Consider the following 18,789-nt stretch of genomic DNA (forward strand, 5'->3'; position numbering starts at 1 on the left):
ATTGATTTTAAACAAAAGTAGCAAGTAACTCTAAGACTTTTGTCATTTCTTCAGAAGAATTATAACTGTGTAAACACAAACGCAACCGTTCTTTTCCTTTGGCAACCGTTGGAGATAAGATGGCTTTTACATCAAAACCATGATTTTGAAGTTCTTGAGCAATACGTTTAACATTTTCATTTCCTGAAATCACAGAGCAATGTATTGCAGAATGACTTTCGATAAATAGCTCTTGTAGTCTGAGTCGTTCTATTTCTGAATTAAAGAATGTAATATTACTTTGAAGTGTTTTTATGTGAGCTGTTATGTTATCATTCTGATTGACAAGTTCATCATATGAGGTTTTAATTGTTGCCAAACTATGAGGAGGAAGTGCAGTGGTATAAATAAATGGTCTTGAAAAATTGATGAGGTAATTTTTGAGGTCTTTACTGCATAAAATAGCAGCACCATGAGCGCCTAACGCTTTTCCAAAAGTAATAATCCTTGCAAAAACAGAATCTTCGAGTTGTAGATGACTTATAAGACCATTGCCATTTTCTCCAAAGACACCAACAGCATGAGCTTCATCGATAATAAGATTGGCATTATGTTTTATAGTGATCCGCGACAATTCTGTCAAATCTGGAGAATCGCCATCCATAGAGAATACAGATTCGGTAACGATGTAAATGTCATTTTCGTTTTGAACTTGTTTCAGTATCTCTTCCAAATGAGTCAAATCATTATGCTTAAACTTAAAGGCTTTTGCAAGACTCATTGTAATACCATCACGAATGCTGGCATGGCAATATTCGTCATAAAAAACAACATCGTTTCGTTGTGGAACACATGAGAAGAATCCTAAGTTGGCATCATAACCAGAATTGAAAATTAATGCAGTTTCAGAATTATGAAAACCACTTATTTGCTGTTCTACAATTTGATATAGTTTATGATTTCCGGATAGTAAACGAGAACCTGTTGCTCCATTTTGGATGCTATTTTGTTCAGCTAAAACTTTAGAAGCTTTGTCAAATATGTCTTTAGCCTTTGAGAACCCCAAATAGTCATTAGAAGAAAAATCGATAAGATGGTTTGATTTCCCTAATTGACGGAAGGCATTTTCTTGTTGTCGTTTCTCTAGTTTGTTTTTGAGTTTTTCAGGAAGCATTAATTACAATTAGTCTATGTATACAATCTCACCCTTTTCTCTAAGAGCTACTTTATCTACCCATTTATAATTACCTTTTTCTGTAGCATCTACAAGATCAATTAATAATGCATCTGCAATGTGCGAAGCCACATCAAAAGCATCTTTTAAATTTGTAGTAGAGTACACGGCGAATTTTTTATTTCGATCATAAAAAACATTCAGTATTATCACATCTCTACTGTTGGTTGTCTCGGCAGATAATGCTCTTACACTAACATCTTCTGTAGTTGCAAATACAGACACATATTCAACATTTGGTAAGGGCTTCCATGTACCTATTTTAAGTCCTAAAAAAGAATGAGTTTTTCTGTATTTTTTAGATTCTAAGTCAATTTCGGAGCCGTCCGTTCTTATTAATAAGAATGACATTACAAAAAGAATTAACCCATTTAAAACGCTAATAAATAGAATCCCGTAGATCCCAATTAGTATTAAGGCGATACCAATTGTAATTTTCCAAAAAGGGACTATTCTGCTGTATCTAATAGTTGCATCCATAACTACAAATATAGATAATGAAATATTGATTTTATAGTAATTGATTATACAATAAAAATATTCTTTCATTAATAAAATTATCGTTTTTCAATAATTTTTGTATATTTGTTATCGTTAAACAATAATTAAATGAAAGACAATACTAACATTTTGACTATAATTACATGGGTTGTTTTACTTTCCGCTATTTCAGTTTTACTAAATGATATGCGTGAGTTTGATTTTAATCAATTTAAAGAATTTCAAAATTGGGCTATATCAGCAGATAAAAATGAACCTTGGTTTACATCTAAAAACGCTATTCAATGGAGTTATTATGCTATAAGTGCTGGACTCTTTTTTTGGCGAGGATATCTCATTTATGGATTTTCATATTTCTTATCTATTCTAAAAGAAATTGAAAACGGAAATTACTTCAGTGAAAATAACATCAAATACTTTAAAAAGATTGGAAATATTTTTATTCAATATACCATTAGTGTTTTGATTTTAAGATTCCTTTTGGCTGCAATTGAAGAATCTACATTTAACTTTTTTAATGAGCTCAAAGCAGAATTCACATTTTTGATTCCTGCAGGATTGGCGTTTTATATTCTTGCTGAAATTTTTAAACGAGGGAAGCAAGCAGAAGAGGATAACGAATTAACCATATAGTTATGCCAATAGTAGTACATCTTGATGTTATGCTTACCAAGCGGAAAATGAAAAGCAAAGAATTGGCTGAAATTATTGGTATAACCACAGCTAATCTATCTATTCTGAAATCTGGTAAAGCCAAAGCAATTCGGTTTTCAACTTTGGAGGCTATTTGTGAAGCATTAGACTGTCAACCAGCAGATATTTTAGAATATATTGAAGACGATAAAAATTAGTTTAATTAATAATATTTCGACCATACTTCAGGAGTTAATAGTTGAGTTTGAAGCTGTAGGAAAATTATAAACCACTGTAATGCAATGAAATAACATTTCAAGAGTTAAGAATATGTTGATAAAATTTAGTACATTAGGCTTGATTCTAACCAACTCAATCAACTAAAATGCAAACTAAAAACAAAAACTTTCAGTTTTTAAAGGCTTTAGATTGTACTACAGTTTTACTATTAGTACTGTTTGTAGCCTTATTCATTAAAACGATTATGGCTGTAATTAATTCGCTTCAATCTGAGATGTATACTAACTACGTCGCAGGATTAAGTAGCTTTTAACAGACTGCCTAAATCAGTATTATAAACAAAAAACGCCAAACATATGTTTGGCGTTTTTAATATTTGTAAATAAAGTAAACTTAATCTGCGAGAACGATTACTTTATTGTCTTTCATTTCAATAGTTCCAGAAGTAATAGGTAACCAAAATCCTTTATCCGTTTTGTTGAATTTAGCTTCAACCTCTTCTTCTAAAGTAATGTTTCCATTAATCTTTACATTGCCTTCTTTTAAAAGCGATACAACAGGTGCGTGATTATTAAGCATTTCAAACTCACCAGATACACCAGGAACAGCAACACTTGTTACTTCTCCGCTAAACAATGTAGCTTCTGGTGATACAATTTCTAAATACATAATTTAGGTTGTTTTTATATTAAGCTTCAGCAAGCATTTTATCTCCAGCTTCAATAGCTTCTTCAATAGTTCCTTTAAGGTTAAACGCTGCTTCTGGTAAGTGATCTAATTCACCATCCATAATCATATTAAATCCTTTAATAGTTTCTTTAATATCTACTAAAACACCTTTAAGTCCTGTAAATTGCTCAGCTACGTGGAAAGGTTGTGATAAGAAACGTTGTACACGTCTAGCTCTACCTACAGCCATTTTATCTTCTTCAGATAATTCTTCCATACCTAAGATGGCAATAATATCTTGTAATTCTTTATAACGTTGTAATAACTCTTTTACTCTTTGTGCACAATCATAATGTTCAGCTCCTAAAATGTCAGCTGTTAAGATACGTGATGTAGAATCTAAAGGATCCACAGCAGGATAAATACCTAACTCAGCAATTTTACGAGATAAAACTGTTGTTGCATCTAAGTGAGCAAAGGTTGTAGCAGGAGCAGGATCGGTTAAATCATCTGCAGGTACGTAAACCGCTTGTACAGATGTAATAGATCCTCTTTTTGTTGATGTAATACGTTCTTGCATCGCACCCATTTCTGTTGCTAATGTTGGTTGGTAACCTACCGCAGAAGGCATACGACCTAATAATGCAGATACCTCAGATCCAGCTTGTGTAAAACGGAAGATATTATCTACGAAGAAAAGTACATCTTTCCCTTGTCCTTCACCAGCCCCATCACGGAAATATTCTGCTATAGTTAATCCTGAAAGTGCCACACGTGCACGAGCTCCAGGAGGCTCATTCATTTGTCCAAATACGAAAGTTGCTTTAGATTCTTTCATTACAGATTTATCAACTTTAGATAAATCCCATCCGCCTTCTTCCATAGAGTGCATAAACTCATCACCATACTTGATAATACCTGACTCTAACATTTCACGAAGTAAATCGTTCCCTTCACGAGTACGTTCTCCTACACCAGCAAATACTGAAAGTCCACCGTGTCCTTTCGCAATGTTGTTAATCAACTCTTGAATCAATACTGTTTTACCTACACCAGCACCACCAAATAAACCAATTTTACCACCTTTAGCATAAGGCTCAATTAAATCGATTACTTTAATACCAGTAAATAAAACCTCAGTAGATGTTGATAAATCTTCAAATCTAGGAGCTTGTCTGTGAATTGGTAAACCTGCATCACCTGCTTTAGGTAAATCTCCAATACCATCAATAGCATCTCCAATTACATTGAAAAGACGTCCGTAAATATCATCTCCAATTGGCATTTGAATAGGAGCACCAGTAGCCGTAACTTCTGTTCCTCTACTTAAACCATCAGATGAATCCATAGCAATAGTACGAACACTATCTTCACCAATGTGAGATTGTACTTCTAGTACTAAAAGAGAACCGTCAGCTTTCTTAATTTCTAACGAATCATAAATTTTTGGAAGTTCAGAATCAGCTCCGAATTGAACATCGATAACTGGACCTACTATTTGTGCAACTTTACCTGTAACTTTTGACATTACTTATGTGTTTAATGTTTAGATATTTCAATACTGAAAAATAGACTTCATATAATATAACAAAGCACTACTTTTTCGCGCTGCAAAGATATATTTTTTAATTGAAAAATAAAGGCATTTTTTTTGCTTTTTTCTGTATAAAAAAACACCTTCAATTTGAAGGTGTTTTTTAAGTCGTATTTTATGATATTTTATTGTAGGCTAGGAGAGTAGTTTGTTGGTAAATCATCAGCAACAGGAGTTGTTCCCGATGCTATAAAATTTGAACCAAAAGCTTCATCAATTGCTACTAAGAATTCTGTAGCCATTAAGCCATATCCTCTAGATGTTAGATGAATTCCATCTAAACTTACTAAACCACCAAAAACTAAATCTGTTGTCATCAAATAATCATCATATGGATAACCAGACACAGAAGCTTGTTCTAAAACTGCTCTTAAATCTGCTACAGCAACATTTGGATTTGCGTCTGTTACAGCAAAGATTGTTGCGTTATAAGCTGAAGTTGCCATTGCAATAGCGTTTTGTTCTTGAGGCGTTAATACCCATTTATCTTCTAAAGGTAAAGTTATACCCTCAACTGAAAATTGACCTGCTACTTGAGGTCCTAATACTGGAGCTAAAGCTGCAGCATTTGCTTCATTTACTTTTCCAATAATAGAACTGCTAGGTAACACAAGTAAATCATTTGCATTTGCTTCTCTTGCTTGTCCATATGTCGCTCCTAAGAAACCAGCAACTAATGGTGCGGCTTCAGGAGGTAATCCAAATTGTCCAATAAATGCAGCGAATGCTGGATCTGGACCTAAAGTTCCTGCTATCACAGCAGATAAATCAGCTAAATCTTCGTCTATAATTACTACTTCATTAGTTTCAGTTGTTGAAAACGTAATAATACGTGATGGATCTGCTACAGCAAATATTTGGTTTAGAGCGCCATATATTTGGTTTAGTGTAGGTATTTGCGCTACGAGACCTGCTCCAGTATCTGGATCATTTGGATCTAATGGATTATGAGGTACTGTTGTGAAATGAGATAAACTAGTGATATCTGGTACAGTTGTAACCACACCTTTAGCACCATTTTGAGTTAATGCATCAACCATACTTGAAAATGCTTGGCCAAATACATTAGGATCAGTGATATCATTTCTTTCATAACTTGATGGATCAAAGTTTCCTGTTTGATCTACACCTGTTCCTCCAGAAGTAGCATAACCTAAGACGTCATTTCCACCAACTTCACTTAATGTGAAAAATGTTGGATTTTGCGCTAATGCATCACCTAAAACTGTTGATGTTCCTGAAGAAGCGATTCTCGTATAGAAGGGATTAAAAGCGGCATAACCTGGTGTTACTAGATGAAAACTCTTCGCGCTAGGAATTCCAAAGTTATTGAAGTTACTGCCAATATTATTTCCAGCTTCCGTTGTAATAGGAGGCACTGGTGCCCCTTGACTTGTTAAAAATGCATCTAATGGGACAGGTCCTGCTCCACCAAAAACAAGTCTATAATTACCAACTACATTACCACCTGCTAAAATTCCACCAGTATTATCTGCCATTAACGGTTGAGTGAAAGTCCCTCCTCCACCAATTGCAAACTGTTCTGACAGTAATTGTGGGAATGAACGTTCTTGACCAGCAATAAATAAACCACCATCAGTAACACCAGCAGTAAAAGACGCTCCAATTGCGACATAATTTGAAAAATCTGCTGAACCAACAGTTAAGGCTGGTAAGGTTTCTATGATTTCTTTGTTTACGAAATCGTCATCTTCACTACATGATGCGAAAGCAATCAGTACCGCTGAGAATAATATATATTTTATATGTTTCATTTTGTTTTTTTTTTGATTCTTCTTATAAGTTATTTATTGTCCAAGACAAGTAGTATTGAGATCCAATAAGTCCAGTTCCTACAGCAGTAAAGTATTCTTCTCCTCCAAGATTAGCTGCACCAATTTTAAAAGTCGATTTTAAAGAAGGAACTCTATAATTGATTTGCGCATCAAATACGTGAAAAGAAGGCACTTGCCCTTGAGCAAAAGATGCTTCCCAGAAATACGTATCACTCCATCTCCATGCTACGTTGAAGCCTAAATTATCTAATAGATTAACCTTACCAAAAGAGGCTTTAACTTTATGTTCTGGTGTATTAAAATTAGTTTGGAAATCTGGATTTCCTTCGGCATCAAAATCTAACTTTGCATAGGTATAATTAAGGCCTATATCAAAACCATTAAGAATTTTTGAACTAAGACCAATAGCAGCTCCATAAGAATTCACATCAGCGTCAGTGTTAGTATATGCTCTAAAAGCTGTAGCATCTCCACTTCCTAAAGCTGCAAGAGCTAGAGGTGTACTTGTACCTGGAAGTATTTGTTGAAATTCTACATCTCCATAAAAAGGTGTAACAACATCTACAGTAGTTATAAAATCTTTGTATTGATTATAGTATGCACTAAAATCTACAATAAGTTTATTTTTTATTTTACCTCTGTATCCAACTTCAACTGAAGAAACCTGTTCTGGTTTTACTTTACTAGGACTCGCTATTTCTAAATCACCTGGATTAAAAGATTGTCCGAAAGTAGTTACTGAACTTGCTGTAAATGAATTAGCATAAGCGTTTTCTGCGCTAAACAAAACAGTTGAACCACCTAAAACAGATTGACCTGTTGAGCTTAAATCATAAGGTCTAACCTCTCTTCCTGGGTTATCGGGAGCACTACCAACAAGGATAATTCTTCCGGCATCTAAACCAATGTAAAGTGATTGTGTGTCTGGGTTTCTAAATCCTGTTTGGAAAGAAGCTCTAATGTTATGATTTTCATCTTCGCCAATATTATATCCAACTGAAACTCTTGGAGATATAAAACCATCAAAGAATTCAGATTTATCATAACGCATAGATGCTGTTAATTTTAAACGATCTTCTTCTAAGAATTTTTTCTGTATTTGTGTGTAAACACCAAATTCTGAATAATCAATAGGACCATCTTTATCAGTATATATAGATCCAAAAGAATTTAATTGGTATTGTCTGTAAGAACCACCAACTTGAATTTCTGCCCAATCAACCATGTGACTAAAATTATAATTAGCATCACCATGATAAAATTTTGATTCATCTTTAAATTGACTACCAGTTAATACACTAGGATCATTAGTCACCTTATCAAAAGCAGCTTCAAATTCTGGAGTTCCTGGTAAAAAACGACCTGTGTCTGCTGCTTGTCTTGCTACAGCATGTGCTTGGGTCGCATTTAATCCACCTATGGTAGCATTAGTGAAACCATTTACGTATGTTCCAAACCAAACTTCATCAGATTTCCATTGTCTGTTGATATTTACACCAGTAAATACCATATCGTAAGAATCTCCAGCATTATCAGAATTAACATAACCTCTTACGAAGAAGTTATCATTTTTAATTTCAATTTTATGTTGCTGTAAAAAGAAGTTTTTAATAGTATATCTGTTTGATCCTTGGTAAATGGTAGAACCAGAACCAACTTTACCTACATACTGAATTTCGAAGTCATTAGCCCAAGGTCTAAAATATAAACCCCAATCTGCTTTAATGCTTTCTGCATTATAGTCAGTTAAATCTTGTTCTCTATATCCAGTTCTACTTACATTTACAGAAGGGATTAATGGAACAATATCTACACCATTTGTAATTCCTGTATCTACTAATATTTGTGCAACACCTTTTATATTAGTTGAAACTAAATCACCATAGACGTTTACACCATCATAATTAATGTCGTTTTCTCTAGTACTTGTTCCATCTACAAAATTTTTGTTGTCTTTACCACTAGCATTGTTTGCATACCAATCGGTACCTTTTAAATATGAGAAATTCACTTTAGCTGCAAAGTGCTCACTAAATTTGAATGCACCTCTTATTCCAAAATCCGTATAGTCATTGTCACCTGCTGCGTCTTGAGATGTAATTCCTTGTTTTATATAACCACTTAAACCTTGGTGGTCAAAAGGGTTTTTACTTCGCATGAATAAAATACCATTAAAAGCATTTGCTCCGTATAGTGCAGATGATGCTCCAGGCAATAATTCAACACTAAGAACATCTGTCTCAATCATTCCTAATAAGTTTCCTAATGGGAAATTTAATGCAGGAGCTGAGTTGTCCATACCGTCAACTAATTGCATGAAACGTGTGTTTGCAAAAGTTGCAAAACCTCTAGTGTTTATAGATTTAAAAGTTAAACTATTGGTATTAATGTCTACCCCTTTGAGGTTTTCAAGGCCATCATAAAAATCTGCAGATGCAGTGTTTTTGATTTCCTTTAATCCAAATCGTTCAATAGTAACTGGAGATTCAAAAACTCGCTCTGGAGTTCTAGAAGCTGAAATAACCACCTCATCTAAGGACGTACCTTCACTTAAGATCACATCAATCGTTTGAGGGTTAGTGGTAATCTCTTGATCAACAGTTTCAAAACCTACACTACTTATTTGTATTGTAAATGGTGGGTCTTGGGAAACTGTTAAGGTGTAATTACCATCATAATCTGAAATTGTACCTGTAGTGGTTCCAATTACAATAATATTGGCTCCTGGTAAGGGTTGGCCATTATTATCAGTGATTTTACCTTTTACTGTTGTTTGCGCAAAAGTTAGTGCACAACAAAACAACATAATAGTTTTAAAAAGTGTCTTCATTTTAGGGAATTAGTTAAATTTATTATAGCAATATAAATAATTATATGCGAATGCAGTGAATATTTCTCAAAAAAGTATGCATGCATAATAGTTTTTAGCAAAAAGCATATATGATTTTTGTTAAATTCCTAAAATGACAATGTTTTTGTCTGTTTACTAATGGCTATTCTACCGTTACTGCTTTGGCAAGGTTTCTAGGCTGATCAACATTTTTTTCTAACATTAAAGCAATGTGGTATGATAACAGCTGCAATGGAATTGTTGTTAACAGAGGTGTTAACGATTCTATTGTCTCAGGAACTTCAATAACATGATCTGCTAATGCCCTTACTTGTTCATCACCTTCAGTAACAATTCCAATAATTTTACCTTTACGGGATTTGATTTCTTGAATGTTACTTACAACTTTTTCGTAATGTCCTTTTTTTGTTGCTATTACAACAATTGGCATGTTTTCATCTATTAAGGCAATAGGTCCATGTTTCATTTCTGCAGCTGGATAACCTTCTGCATGGATATAAGATATCTCTTTAAGTTTTAAAGCCCCTTCAAGTGCAACTGGGAAATTATATCCTCTTCCTAAGTATAAAAAGTTTTTTGAATTTTTATAAATATCTGCAATAGTCTTAACATATGCATCTGACTCAAGAGCTTTTTTAACTTTTTCTGGAATAAGCTCTAATTCAATCATATGATGTCTAAACTCTGAACTAGAAATTGTTCCTTTAGCTCTAGCAAGACGAAGTGCAATTAAAGTTAAAACAGTTATTTGTGTAGTAAATGCTTTTGTAGAAGCTACTCCAATTTCTGGACCAGCATGTGTATAAGCTCCTGCATCTGTTTCTCTTGCAATAGATGAACCAACTACATTACATACTCCAAAGACAAAAGCGCCTCTAGATTTCGCTAATTTAATTGCTGCCAATGTATCTGCAGTTTCTCCTGATTGAGAAATGGCGATCACGACATCTTTATCAGTAATAACTGGATTTCTATATCTAAACTCTGAAGCATATTCAACTTCTACAGGGATTCTAGCTAAATCTTCAAAAATATATTCTGAAACTAAACCAGCGTGCCAAGACGTTCCACATGCTATAACAATAATTCTGTTGGCATTTAGGAAGGTTTTCATATTGTCTTCAATACCAGACATTTTTATGATGCCTTCATTTGGTAACATACGACCTCTAAAAGTGTCTCTAATTGCACTTGGTTGTTCGAAAATTTCCTTAAGCATAAAGTGATCATAGCCACCTTTTTCAATTTGTTCTAGATTAAGCTGAAGCTCTTGAACGTAAGGATCTACTAACGAGTCATCTTTAATCTTTCTAACTTTTACACCTTTGTCTCGTCGAATAACAGCCATCTCTTCATCTTCAAGATAAATAGCATTTTTTGTATACTCAATAAAAGGGGAAGCATCACTAGCTATGAAAAATTCGTCATCTCCAATTCCGATAGCTAAAGGACTACCAAGTCTTGCAACTACAATTTCGTTAGGTTTATTTTTGTCAAAAACGGCAATAGCATAAGCTCCAATAACTTGATTTAAAGCAATCTGAACAGCTTTTCCTAGTTTTATGTTTTCGTTTTTCTTGACATCTTCAATAAGATTGACTAAAACCTCAGTATCTGTATCAGATTTGAAGACATAACCTCTTTTTATTAATTCTTTTTTTAAAGATTCATAATTTTCTATAATACCATTATGAATTATAACAAGATTACCTGAATTAGAATAATGTGGATGTGAGTTAACATCATTTGGAACACCATGAGTTGCCCAGCGTGTGTGACCAATACCTAAGGTTGCACTAGTAGGAATTTCTTTTCCAACTTTTTCCTCAAGGTCAGCAACTTTGCCTTTGGTTTTTGATAATTTAATATCATTTCCATCAAATAGAGCAATTCCTGCACTATCATAACCTCTATATTCTAATCGTTTAAGACCTTTAAGAATAATAGGGTAAGCTTCACGATGACCAATGTATCCAACAATTCCGCACATAGTAATTTCTAATTATTTGGTTCTGTATAAAAGATTTCCAAATATAATTTTTTTTCTGGGTCCATAGTGTTATTTCCGATAAGAACTGTTCCTCTTTGTGTTACAATTGAACTTACAGGCACGTTATCGATGGAATCATCAGTGTTTAAAACATCATAATCTTGAGAATTACTTTCAACGTTAACATTCCCTGAGACCGCTAAGCCTAGGCTAACATTTGTTGAATCTCTTATTAATAAATTATTAATATGTTCAGTAATTCTAATCTTGTATCTAACGCCATTTCCGTCTTCACCATCCTCACGTTCTAGTCGACCTAAATGACCAGTTCTTGAATTAACAGGCGTTATTGTACTTGCTGTATCAAAAAAGTAATCAATTAAAGGTGTATTGTTATCCATGTTGTACAAATAGATACGTTCTGGTTCAATAACATTGTTAACACTAGATTGGTCAACATAAAAAATGAGATGCGCTTCATTTATTAGTTTTTTACTTTTAATGAATTTTCCATCTTCGTCTATTTCAACGAACTCATTCTTAAAAGTTTCAAAGCTATTAAATAGAATGTCATCATCTGTATTCTCGCCATCAAACAACTTTATAGTAGCTATAGAGCCTTCTCCTCCTTTTAGGTATAACAATTCATCACCTTGAATTTCGTCACCAACAGGATACACATGGTCATTTGATAAAAAGTTTGCTCGGTTTCCAGTAAAACTTAAAACAAAAGTTGTTTGAATAGGATCTGAATCAGAAAGTGAGTTATCTCTTGTGTAGTATAATGTTACGTTTGCATTAGAGTTTGCAAAGTTTAATAGAGACATAGTCCCAGTTCCAGCTACATTAGCTTCAGATTTGAAATATAAACCTCTAAAATAATCGTTAAAGTTGTTGGTATTGCTTAGTTCTGGCTGATCTTCTTTGTCGATAATCTTTTCTTGCCAGTAATCAATTTCATCTTGATCTGTTGGGTCGTCAGCATTGAACGAAATACGTAAGGCAGGAACAGAACGTCCTGTAATCTCCTGATCTGAATTTTTTAATTGTATTTGTTTTGCACTTGGAATAAATACAGGAATTTCATGAATCAATGTACCCTCAAGTTGTGAATCACTAATAGGACTTGTACCTGTGGATTGGTCTGAATAATAAACTTGAGAATCGTTAATACTTGAAGTTGGATCAAAATCTCTTAAAAAATAATTGCTTTCATAAATAGAAAGTTTCATTTCAGCAGATCCAAAAACTGAATCTAATTCATAAATAGTTTCTCCATCACTATTAACTTCAATAGCCCTACTAAAGTATGGTATGCTTATAACCACTGAATCTAAAATAACGCCATCACCAAAGTCTGGGTCTAATAGAGAAGACCTTAATTGAGTTACAATATTACCAGTTGTTTGTCCGTAAATATCATCATTATAAACGCCCAACATATTAACTGGTAATAAGCTAGTTTGAACTGGAGGCAAAGCTTTTGTGAAAGCAATAACATCAAATTCTCTTGAAAAAGTATCAAAATTTGTTGCATTATCATCATTTATAATATCAGATTCTATAGTTGCAAAATCTTTATCACAAGCAATAAAAAAGCTTGTTGTTATTGCAAGAATCATTAAGTTTCTTAGGGCAATTTTCTTATTTTTCATGTATGCTTTTAACTAATTTAGTACTTTGGTGTTGTAAAACTCTGTGTAAGGTTCTGCAAATTCTTCAATTGGAAAATAATCTAAGACAGGTTTTTCACAAGCGTCTAAATGGTCTTCAAGATCTTTTGGCAAATCACTAGAGCCTTTAATTAAAGCATCTGAATGATCTATTGCAATTTTCATCAGGTTGCTATAATTAGGAGTATTTAGTAATTTAAGACTAGCTTCATCAATATTATCAAATTTCACTTTTTTGACCATGTCCTTATCTAACGTTCCTTCGAAGCTTTGATTGTATATAGAGGTCACAATTTTACTTTCAGTAAATAAAGGTTCGTCTTTATAAAATTCTTTTAGATATAATGGTAATAAAGATGCTAGCCATCCATTAACATGAATAATATCTGGAGACCAGTTTAATTTTTTTACAGTTTCAATAACACCTTTTGCAAAAAAGATAGCACGCTCATCGTTATCTGGAAATAATTTCCCGTCTTCATCTGTAAGTGTAGCTTTTCGTTTGAAGTATTCTTCATTATCAATAAAGTATACCTGAATTCTTTCTTTTGGAATTGATGCAACTTTAATTATCAAAGGCATGTCTAAGTCATTGATTACAAGGTTTATTCCAGATAACCTAATCACTTCATGTAATTGATGTCTTCTTTCATTTATGTTTCCGTAACGAGGCATAAATATTCGTATTTGTCCACCTTGTTTGTTTACCATTTTGGGTGCTTCAAATGACATTGAAGAAATCTCAGTTTCTGGTAAATATGGTACAACCTCAGATGACACATACAATATTCTCTTATCTTTCATAAATCTGTCGTTTTTGGAATTAAAATTAAAAACATGCAAAATTACAAAAATTTATGCAGATTGCCAGTAAAATATTAAGTTTGCACGCTGTTAAACTTTTGTTACAAGGTGAAGATATACTACAATAAAAAAGAACTCAATATTTATGTTGAGGATCTTAAAGCGAATAAAAAAACAATTGGTTTTGTTCCTACAATGGGAGCATTGCATCTAGGTCATGCATCTTTAATTGAAAAAGGTCTGCAACAAAATGACATTGTCGTGGTTAGTGTTTTTGTTAATCCTACCCAGTTCGATAATGAAGAAGACCTCGTGAAATATCCAAGAACTTTAAATAAAGATGCCGAATTACTCAGTACGATATCAAAAAGTAAAATTGTAATATATGCACCTACAGTTGAAGATATTTATGGAGATGATGTGAAGTCGGCTTCCTTTAATTACGATGGTCTTGAGCATGAAATGGAAGGTAGATTTAGAGATGGCCATTTTGATGGAGTAGGTACCATAGTAAAACGACTATTTGAAATTGTTAGACCTGATAAATCGTATTTTGGTGAGAAGGACTTTCAACAATTAATGATTGTAAAGAAACTAGTTGAAAAATACCACTTACCTGTTGAAGTTGTTGGTTGTAAAATACATAGAGCTAAAGATGGTTTAGCTATGAGTTCTCGTAATACGAGATTGAAACCGGAATATAGAATAGCAGCTCCCTTTATCTACAAAACACTTAATACAGCCAAAGAAAAATTTCGTACCAACAGTGCTAATAAAGTGACGAAATGGGTTGAGAGTCAATTTGCTAAACATGATTTATTAGAATTAGAATATTTTTTAATTGCAGATATAGATACTCTTAAAACTGCAAAACGAAAATCTAACAAAAAGACATATAGAGCTTTTATAGCTGTATATGCAGATGATATTAGACTTATAGATAATATCGCACTAAATTAATTATCTTTGCCTATGCAAATTCAGGTAGTAAAATCTAAGATTCATAGAGTAAAAGTTACAGGCGCAGCCCTTAATTACATTGGTAGTATCACTATTGATGAAAATTTAATGGAAGCCGCTAATGTTATTCAAGGTGAAAAAGTTCAAATCGTAAATAACGATAATGGAGAGCGCTTAGAAACTTATTGTATTCCTGGTCCACGAAATAGTGGTGAAATTACACTAAATGGAGCAGCCGCTCGTAAAGTTTCCGTAGGTGATACACTTATTTTAATAACTTATGCGTTTATGGATATTGAAGACGCAAAAGTGTTCAAACCATCATTAGTGTTTCCTGATGAAGCTACTAATCTTTTAAAGTAAACTTTTGAATAAAAAGACAGCAAAATTCCTAAAAATAGTCCTCCCTTTATTATTAGGAGTGTTGTTAGTATGGTATTCACTATCTAAAATTTCTGTTGAAGAGTTAATCACGTATTTTAAAAATGCTGACTATTTCTATATTAGTTTAGGTCTGTTTTTTGGTTTATTAAGTCACCTCTCAAGAGCATATCGCTGGAAGTTTATGATTGAACCTTTAGGTTATACCTTAAGATTACCAAATAGTATTATGGCTGTTTTTGCAACCTATCTTGTTAATTATACTATTCCTAGAGCCGGAGAAATTACTCGAGCAACTATATTAACTAATTATGAAGGTGTACCTTTTGAAAAAGGTTTTGGGACAATAGTCGCTGAGCGTATTGCTGATATGCTCGTCATGCTAGGCATCATATCAATTACTTTATTTTTAGAGTTTGATTTTATTTACCAGTTTTTTGTTGAACGATTTGAACCTAAAAAAATCATTTTTGGTTTAGTTTTAGTATTGGTTCTAATAACTTCTCTATTCGTTTTTATAAAAAGAAGCCAGTCGAATTTTGCTATTAAAGTTAGATCCTTTGTTACTGGATTAGTTGAAGGAATCATGACTATTTTTAAAATGAAACACAAATGGGCATTTATTTTTCATACACTGTTTATTTGGGCAATGTATGTCTTAATGTTTTATGTAACATCTTTATCACTAGAAGAAACTTCAACCTTGCCTTTAGCGGCAATTTTAATAGGATTTATATCTGCTAGCTTTAGTATTGCAGCAACAAATGGAGGTATTGGTTCTTATCCAGTAGCGATTTATGCAGCGTTTTCCATATTTGCCATTGCTAAAGAACCTAGTATTGCTTTTGGTTGGATTATGTGGTCATCACAAACATTTATGATAATTATTCTTGGTGGTTTGTCTCTAATTTACTTACCTATCTACAATAGAAAGGAATAATTTTTTACCTTGCATTGCATAATATAATAACCATGATGAAGCATTTTACGTTATTCACATTTGTTTTTCTTTTTACATTTCCACTAGTAGCACAAGTGATTTATGAACCTTTTGAGTCGGTAAAGATTGATGGGTCAAGGGATATTAAAATTCAATTACCTAGAAATTATGATGCTGAAGAAGAAACCTTATACCCTTTAGTTATTGTTCTAGATGGAGATTATCTTTTTGAGCCAGTTGTGGGTAACACAGATTATCAATCGTATTGGGAAGATATTCCTAATTGTATTGTTGTTGGTGTAAATCAAAGAGAAACAAGAGACGATGACTTCTTTTATGCAGATGAAACCAATTTTCCAATAGCTGAAGGTGCTGATTTCTTTGAATTTTTAGGGATGGAATTAATTCCTTACATAGAAGATAATTATATGGTTTCAGATTTCAGAATTGCTGTTGGTCATGATATGAGTGCTAATTTTATAAACTATTACATATTTAAGGACAAGCCATTATTTAGAGCTTATGTACTACTTAGTCCTGAGTTAGCACCAGAAATCCCTACTTTGATGGCGCAGAGAGCACCTTTATTAGAGTCAAATACTTTTTATTATTTAGCGACAGCAGATGATGATGTCAAAGGTTTAAAGACTGATATATTAGCTTTAGATTCTGCTTTAAAAGGAATAGATAATGAATTTTTCCATTACAGATTTGATGATTTTGAGGACGCAAATCATTATTCTTTAGTTGGATTGGGAATTCCAAAAGCTCTAAACCAAATATTTTCATTTTATAAGCCTATTACTAAAAAGGAATACAAAGAAAAAGTATTAGAATATGAAGGGAGTCCTTTTGAATATTTAATGAAAAAGTATGAAGATATCGAGTTGTTTTATGGTTTTGAAAAGAAGGTTGTTGAAAACGATTTAAGAGCAATTGCATCCGCTTCAAAGAAAAAAAATGATATAGAGTCGTTAAAAGCACTTTCAAAATTAGCGAGACAAGAATATCCAGATTCTATGATTGGTGCTTACTATCAAGGTATGTTTTATGAAGAAGATGGGAATTTAAAAAGAGCTCTAAACAGCTACCAGTCTGGTCTTTTACTCGAGGAGTCAGATTACATTACTAAAGAGATGTTACTCGATAAAATTTATGAGCTTAAAGATTGATTTAAAAAAAATCATGCAGTTCATCGAATAAATGCGTGTTTTGTCGTTGGGATTATTATATTTACTACCCCAAATCCCTACTAAACGATGAAAAAATACCTACTTATTTCATGTGTAGTCCTATTTAGTACTTCACTTTTTTCACAGACGATTTATAAAGAGTTGCCTTCTCGATCTCTTAATACTACAAGAGATATAAAAATCAAATTACCTGATAATTACGATCCTGAATCTCCAATTAAGCATCCCGTAATTATTGTTTTTGATGGTGATTACTTATTTGAACCAGTATTAGGTCAAGTGCATTTTCAAACTTATTTCAAAGAAATGCCTGAGTCTATTGTTGTTGGTATTGTTCAAGGTGAAGAACGATTTTATGATGGTTATTTTGATGAGCTTACAGGTATGCCTTTTGAATCGGGAAAGCGTTTTTATGACTTTGTACAAAATGAACTCCTTCCATATGTAGATGATAATTATAATACGAGCCCTTTTAGAGTGGCTATAGGTCATAACATGATGGCTAATTTTATAAACTCTTATTTATTTACCGACGAGCCCGTTTTTCAAGCTTATATAAATATTAGCCCAGATTATAAGGGAACAATGTCAAGTAATTTAGCAACACGTTTAGGCCATTTAAAAAATGATGTATTTTATTATGTAGCAACTAGTGATAAAGATGTTCCTAGTATACGAAATAATATACGGGAGACTAGTAGTGTCCTAAAAACTTTAGACACTCAAAAACTAACGTTTTATTATGATGAACTTAAAGGAGATAGTCATTATACACTTGTTACTGGAGCATTATCAAAGGCTTTAGATAAGATTTTTGAGATTTACAAACCTTTAGATGAAAAGGAAATCAATGAAAAAGTACTGACTTACGACGGAACCTTAGATGATTATATAGTAAACAGATATGAACGGATTGAGGAATACTTCGGAATTATTAAACCAATAACAGAAGAAGAGTTCTCTGAAATTGCGACTATAGCTGAAGAACGAGATGATTTAGAATCATTACAAAACATAGGTAAACTAGCAAATAAACAAGATCCAAACTCACTATTAGGAACTTATTATTTGGCGCTACATGCCGAAAAAATCGGTAAAAATAAAAGAGCTACCAAATATTACGAATCTGCACTTTTACTTGGTGAAACGACAATTATAGATAAAGATTATATTAAATCTAAAATCGAAAGCATCCAACAACTTGCTATTGATGATAACGAAAATGAGGACGAAGATGAAGAAAACTAAATATAGCATTTACTCAACAGATTATTTGTTTGAGTGGTTGTACCTAAAGGTAAAGGCTTTTGTTTTCACAAATATGCCTTCAAAACTAGCTGCAATAAAAATC

General features: G+C 32.9%; 17 protein-coding genes. 8 read left to right on the top strand and 9 right to left on the bottom strand.

From position 1 onward, the window contains the following. Positions 1–7 precede the first annotated feature (7 nt). Together RH81_RS08860 and RH81_RS08865 are read right to left on the bottom strand one after the other, a co-directional pair. Entirely contained in the window at positions 8–1,153 is a 1,146-nt protein-coding gene (locus tag RH81_RS08860; protein ID WP_033959789.1) for an aminotransferase class I/II-fold pyridoxal phosphate-dependent enzyme, read from the bottom strand. Between the two features lie 9 nt (positions 1,154–1,162). Beyond that, positions 1,163–1,762, bottom strand: coding sequence for a hypothetical protein (locus RH81_RS08865; protein WP_152604811.1), 600 nt, complete (start codon positions 1,760–1,762; stop codon positions 1,163–1,165). 60 nt (positions 1,763–1,822) lie between these two features. On the opposite strand from RH81_RS08865, the gene RH81_RS08870 reads away from it, so the two are divergent. The 3 genes from RH81_RS08870 (at position 1,823) to RH81_RS17010 (ending at position 2,900) form a co-directional block, all read left to right on the top strand. Beyond that, positions 1,823–2,347 (top strand): DUF2975 domain-containing protein, encoded by a 525-nt coding sequence (locus tag RH81_RS08870; RefSeq protein WP_033959796.1) that lies wholly within the window; start codon positions 1,823–1,825, stop codon positions 2,345–2,347. A 2-nt stretch (positions 2,348–2,349) separates the two neighbouring features. Then, positions 2,350–2,565, top strand: coding sequence for a helix-turn-helix domain-containing protein (locus tag RH81_RS08875; RefSeq protein ID WP_033959797.1), 216 nt, complete (start codon positions 2,350–2,352; stop codon positions 2,563–2,565). A gap of 167 nt (positions 2,566–2,732) precedes the next feature. After that, positions 2,733–2,900 (top strand): hypothetical protein, encoded by a 168-nt coding sequence (locus tag RH81_RS17010; RefSeq protein WP_161791980.1) that lies wholly within the window; start codon positions 2,733–2,735, stop codon positions 2,898–2,900. Between the two features lie 80 nt (positions 2,901–2,980). Here RH81_RS17010 and RH81_RS08880 read toward each other — a convergent pair whose 3' ends face one another. The 7 genes from RH81_RS08880 to RH81_RS08910 form a co-directional block, all read right to left on the bottom strand. Next, on the bottom strand, positions 2,981–3,256 hold the full coding sequence (locus RH81_RS08880; protein ID WP_033959799.1) for a F0F1 ATP synthase subunit delta/epsilon: 276 nt from the start codon (positions 3,254–3,256) through the stop codon (positions 2,981–2,983). Between the two features lie 19 nt (positions 3,257–3,275). Beyond that, positions 3,276–4,784, bottom strand: a complete 1,509-nt coding sequence (atpD, locus tag RH81_RS08885; protein ID WP_033959800.1) for a F0F1 ATP synthase subunit beta — start codon at positions 4,782–4,784, stop codon at positions 3,276–3,278. A 191-nt stretch (positions 4,785–4,975) separates the two neighbouring features. Then, on the bottom strand, positions 4,976–6,625 hold the full coding sequence (locus tag RH81_RS08890) for a lipase (protein WP_033959802.1): 1,650 nt from the start codon (positions 6,623–6,625) through the stop codon (positions 4,976–4,978). A 22-nt stretch (positions 6,626–6,647) separates the two neighbouring features. Next, positions 6,648–9,476, bottom strand: a complete 2,829-nt coding sequence (locus RH81_RS08895; protein WP_033959803.1) for a TonB-dependent receptor — start codon at positions 9,474–9,476, stop codon at positions 6,648–6,650. Positions 9,477–9,639: 163 nt separating this feature from the next. Beyond that, a complete protein-coding gene (glmS, locus tag RH81_RS08900; protein ID WP_033959804.1) occupies positions 9,640–11,487 on the bottom strand; it encodes a glutamine--fructose-6-phosphate transaminase (isomerizing) in 1,848 nt (615 codons plus the stop codon). A gap of 8 nt (positions 11,488–11,495) precedes the next feature. Further along, positions 11,496–13,142 carry a BamH family beta-barrel-assembly machinery protein gene (locus RH81_RS08905; protein WP_033959805.1) on the bottom strand — a complete coding sequence of 549 codons (1,647 nt, stop codon included), beginning with the start codon at positions 13,140–13,142 and terminating at the stop codon, positions 11,496–11,498. A gap of 12 nt (positions 13,143–13,154) precedes the next feature. Then, positions 13,155–13,964, bottom strand: coding sequence for a glycogen/starch synthase (locus RH81_RS08910; protein WP_033959806.1), 810 nt, complete (start codon positions 13,962–13,964; stop codon positions 13,155–13,157). Between the two features lie 108 nt (positions 13,965–14,072). Here RH81_RS08910 and panC point away from each other — a divergent pair, with 108 nt between their 5' ends. From panC to RH81_RS08935, 5 genes are all read left to right on the top strand, one after another. Then, positions 14,073–14,924 (top strand): pantoate--beta-alanine ligase, encoded by an 852-nt coding sequence (gene panC, locus RH81_RS08915; RefSeq protein ID WP_033959807.1) that lies wholly within the window; start codon positions 14,073–14,075, stop codon positions 14,922–14,924. Positions 14,925–14,936: 12 nt separating this feature from the next. After that, positions 14,937–15,287, top strand: a complete 351-nt coding sequence (panD, locus tag RH81_RS08920) for an aspartate 1-decarboxylase (protein WP_033959808.1) — start codon at positions 14,937–14,939, stop codon at positions 15,285–15,287. 4 nt (positions 15,288–15,291) lie between these two features. Next, positions 15,292–16,245 carry a lysylphosphatidylglycerol synthase transmembrane domain-containing protein gene (locus tag RH81_RS08925; protein WP_033959809.1) on the top strand — a complete coding sequence of 318 codons (954 nt, stop codon included), beginning with the start codon at positions 15,292–15,294 and terminating at the stop codon, positions 16,243–16,245. 32 nt (positions 16,246–16,277) lie between these two features. Next, positions 16,278–17,417, top strand: coding sequence for an alpha/beta hydrolase (locus tag RH81_RS08930; RefSeq protein WP_241478974.1), 1,140 nt, complete (start codon positions 16,278–16,280; stop codon positions 17,415–17,417). An 87-nt stretch (positions 17,418–17,504) separates the two neighbouring features. Then, positions 17,505–18,686 carry an alpha/beta hydrolase gene (locus RH81_RS08935; protein ID WP_052172486.1) on the top strand — a complete coding sequence of 394 codons (1,182 nt, stop codon included), beginning with the start codon at positions 17,505–17,507 and terminating at the stop codon, positions 18,684–18,686. The last annotated feature ends 103 nt before the right edge of the window (positions 18,687–18,789 follow it).

Origin of the sequence: Psychroserpens jangbogonensis, from assembly GCF_000797465.1 — a bacterium.
In the GTDB taxonomy this organism is placed as follows: Bacteria; Bacteroidota; Bacteroidia; order Flavobacteriales; family Flavobacteriaceae; genus Psychroserpens; species Psychroserpens jangbogonensis.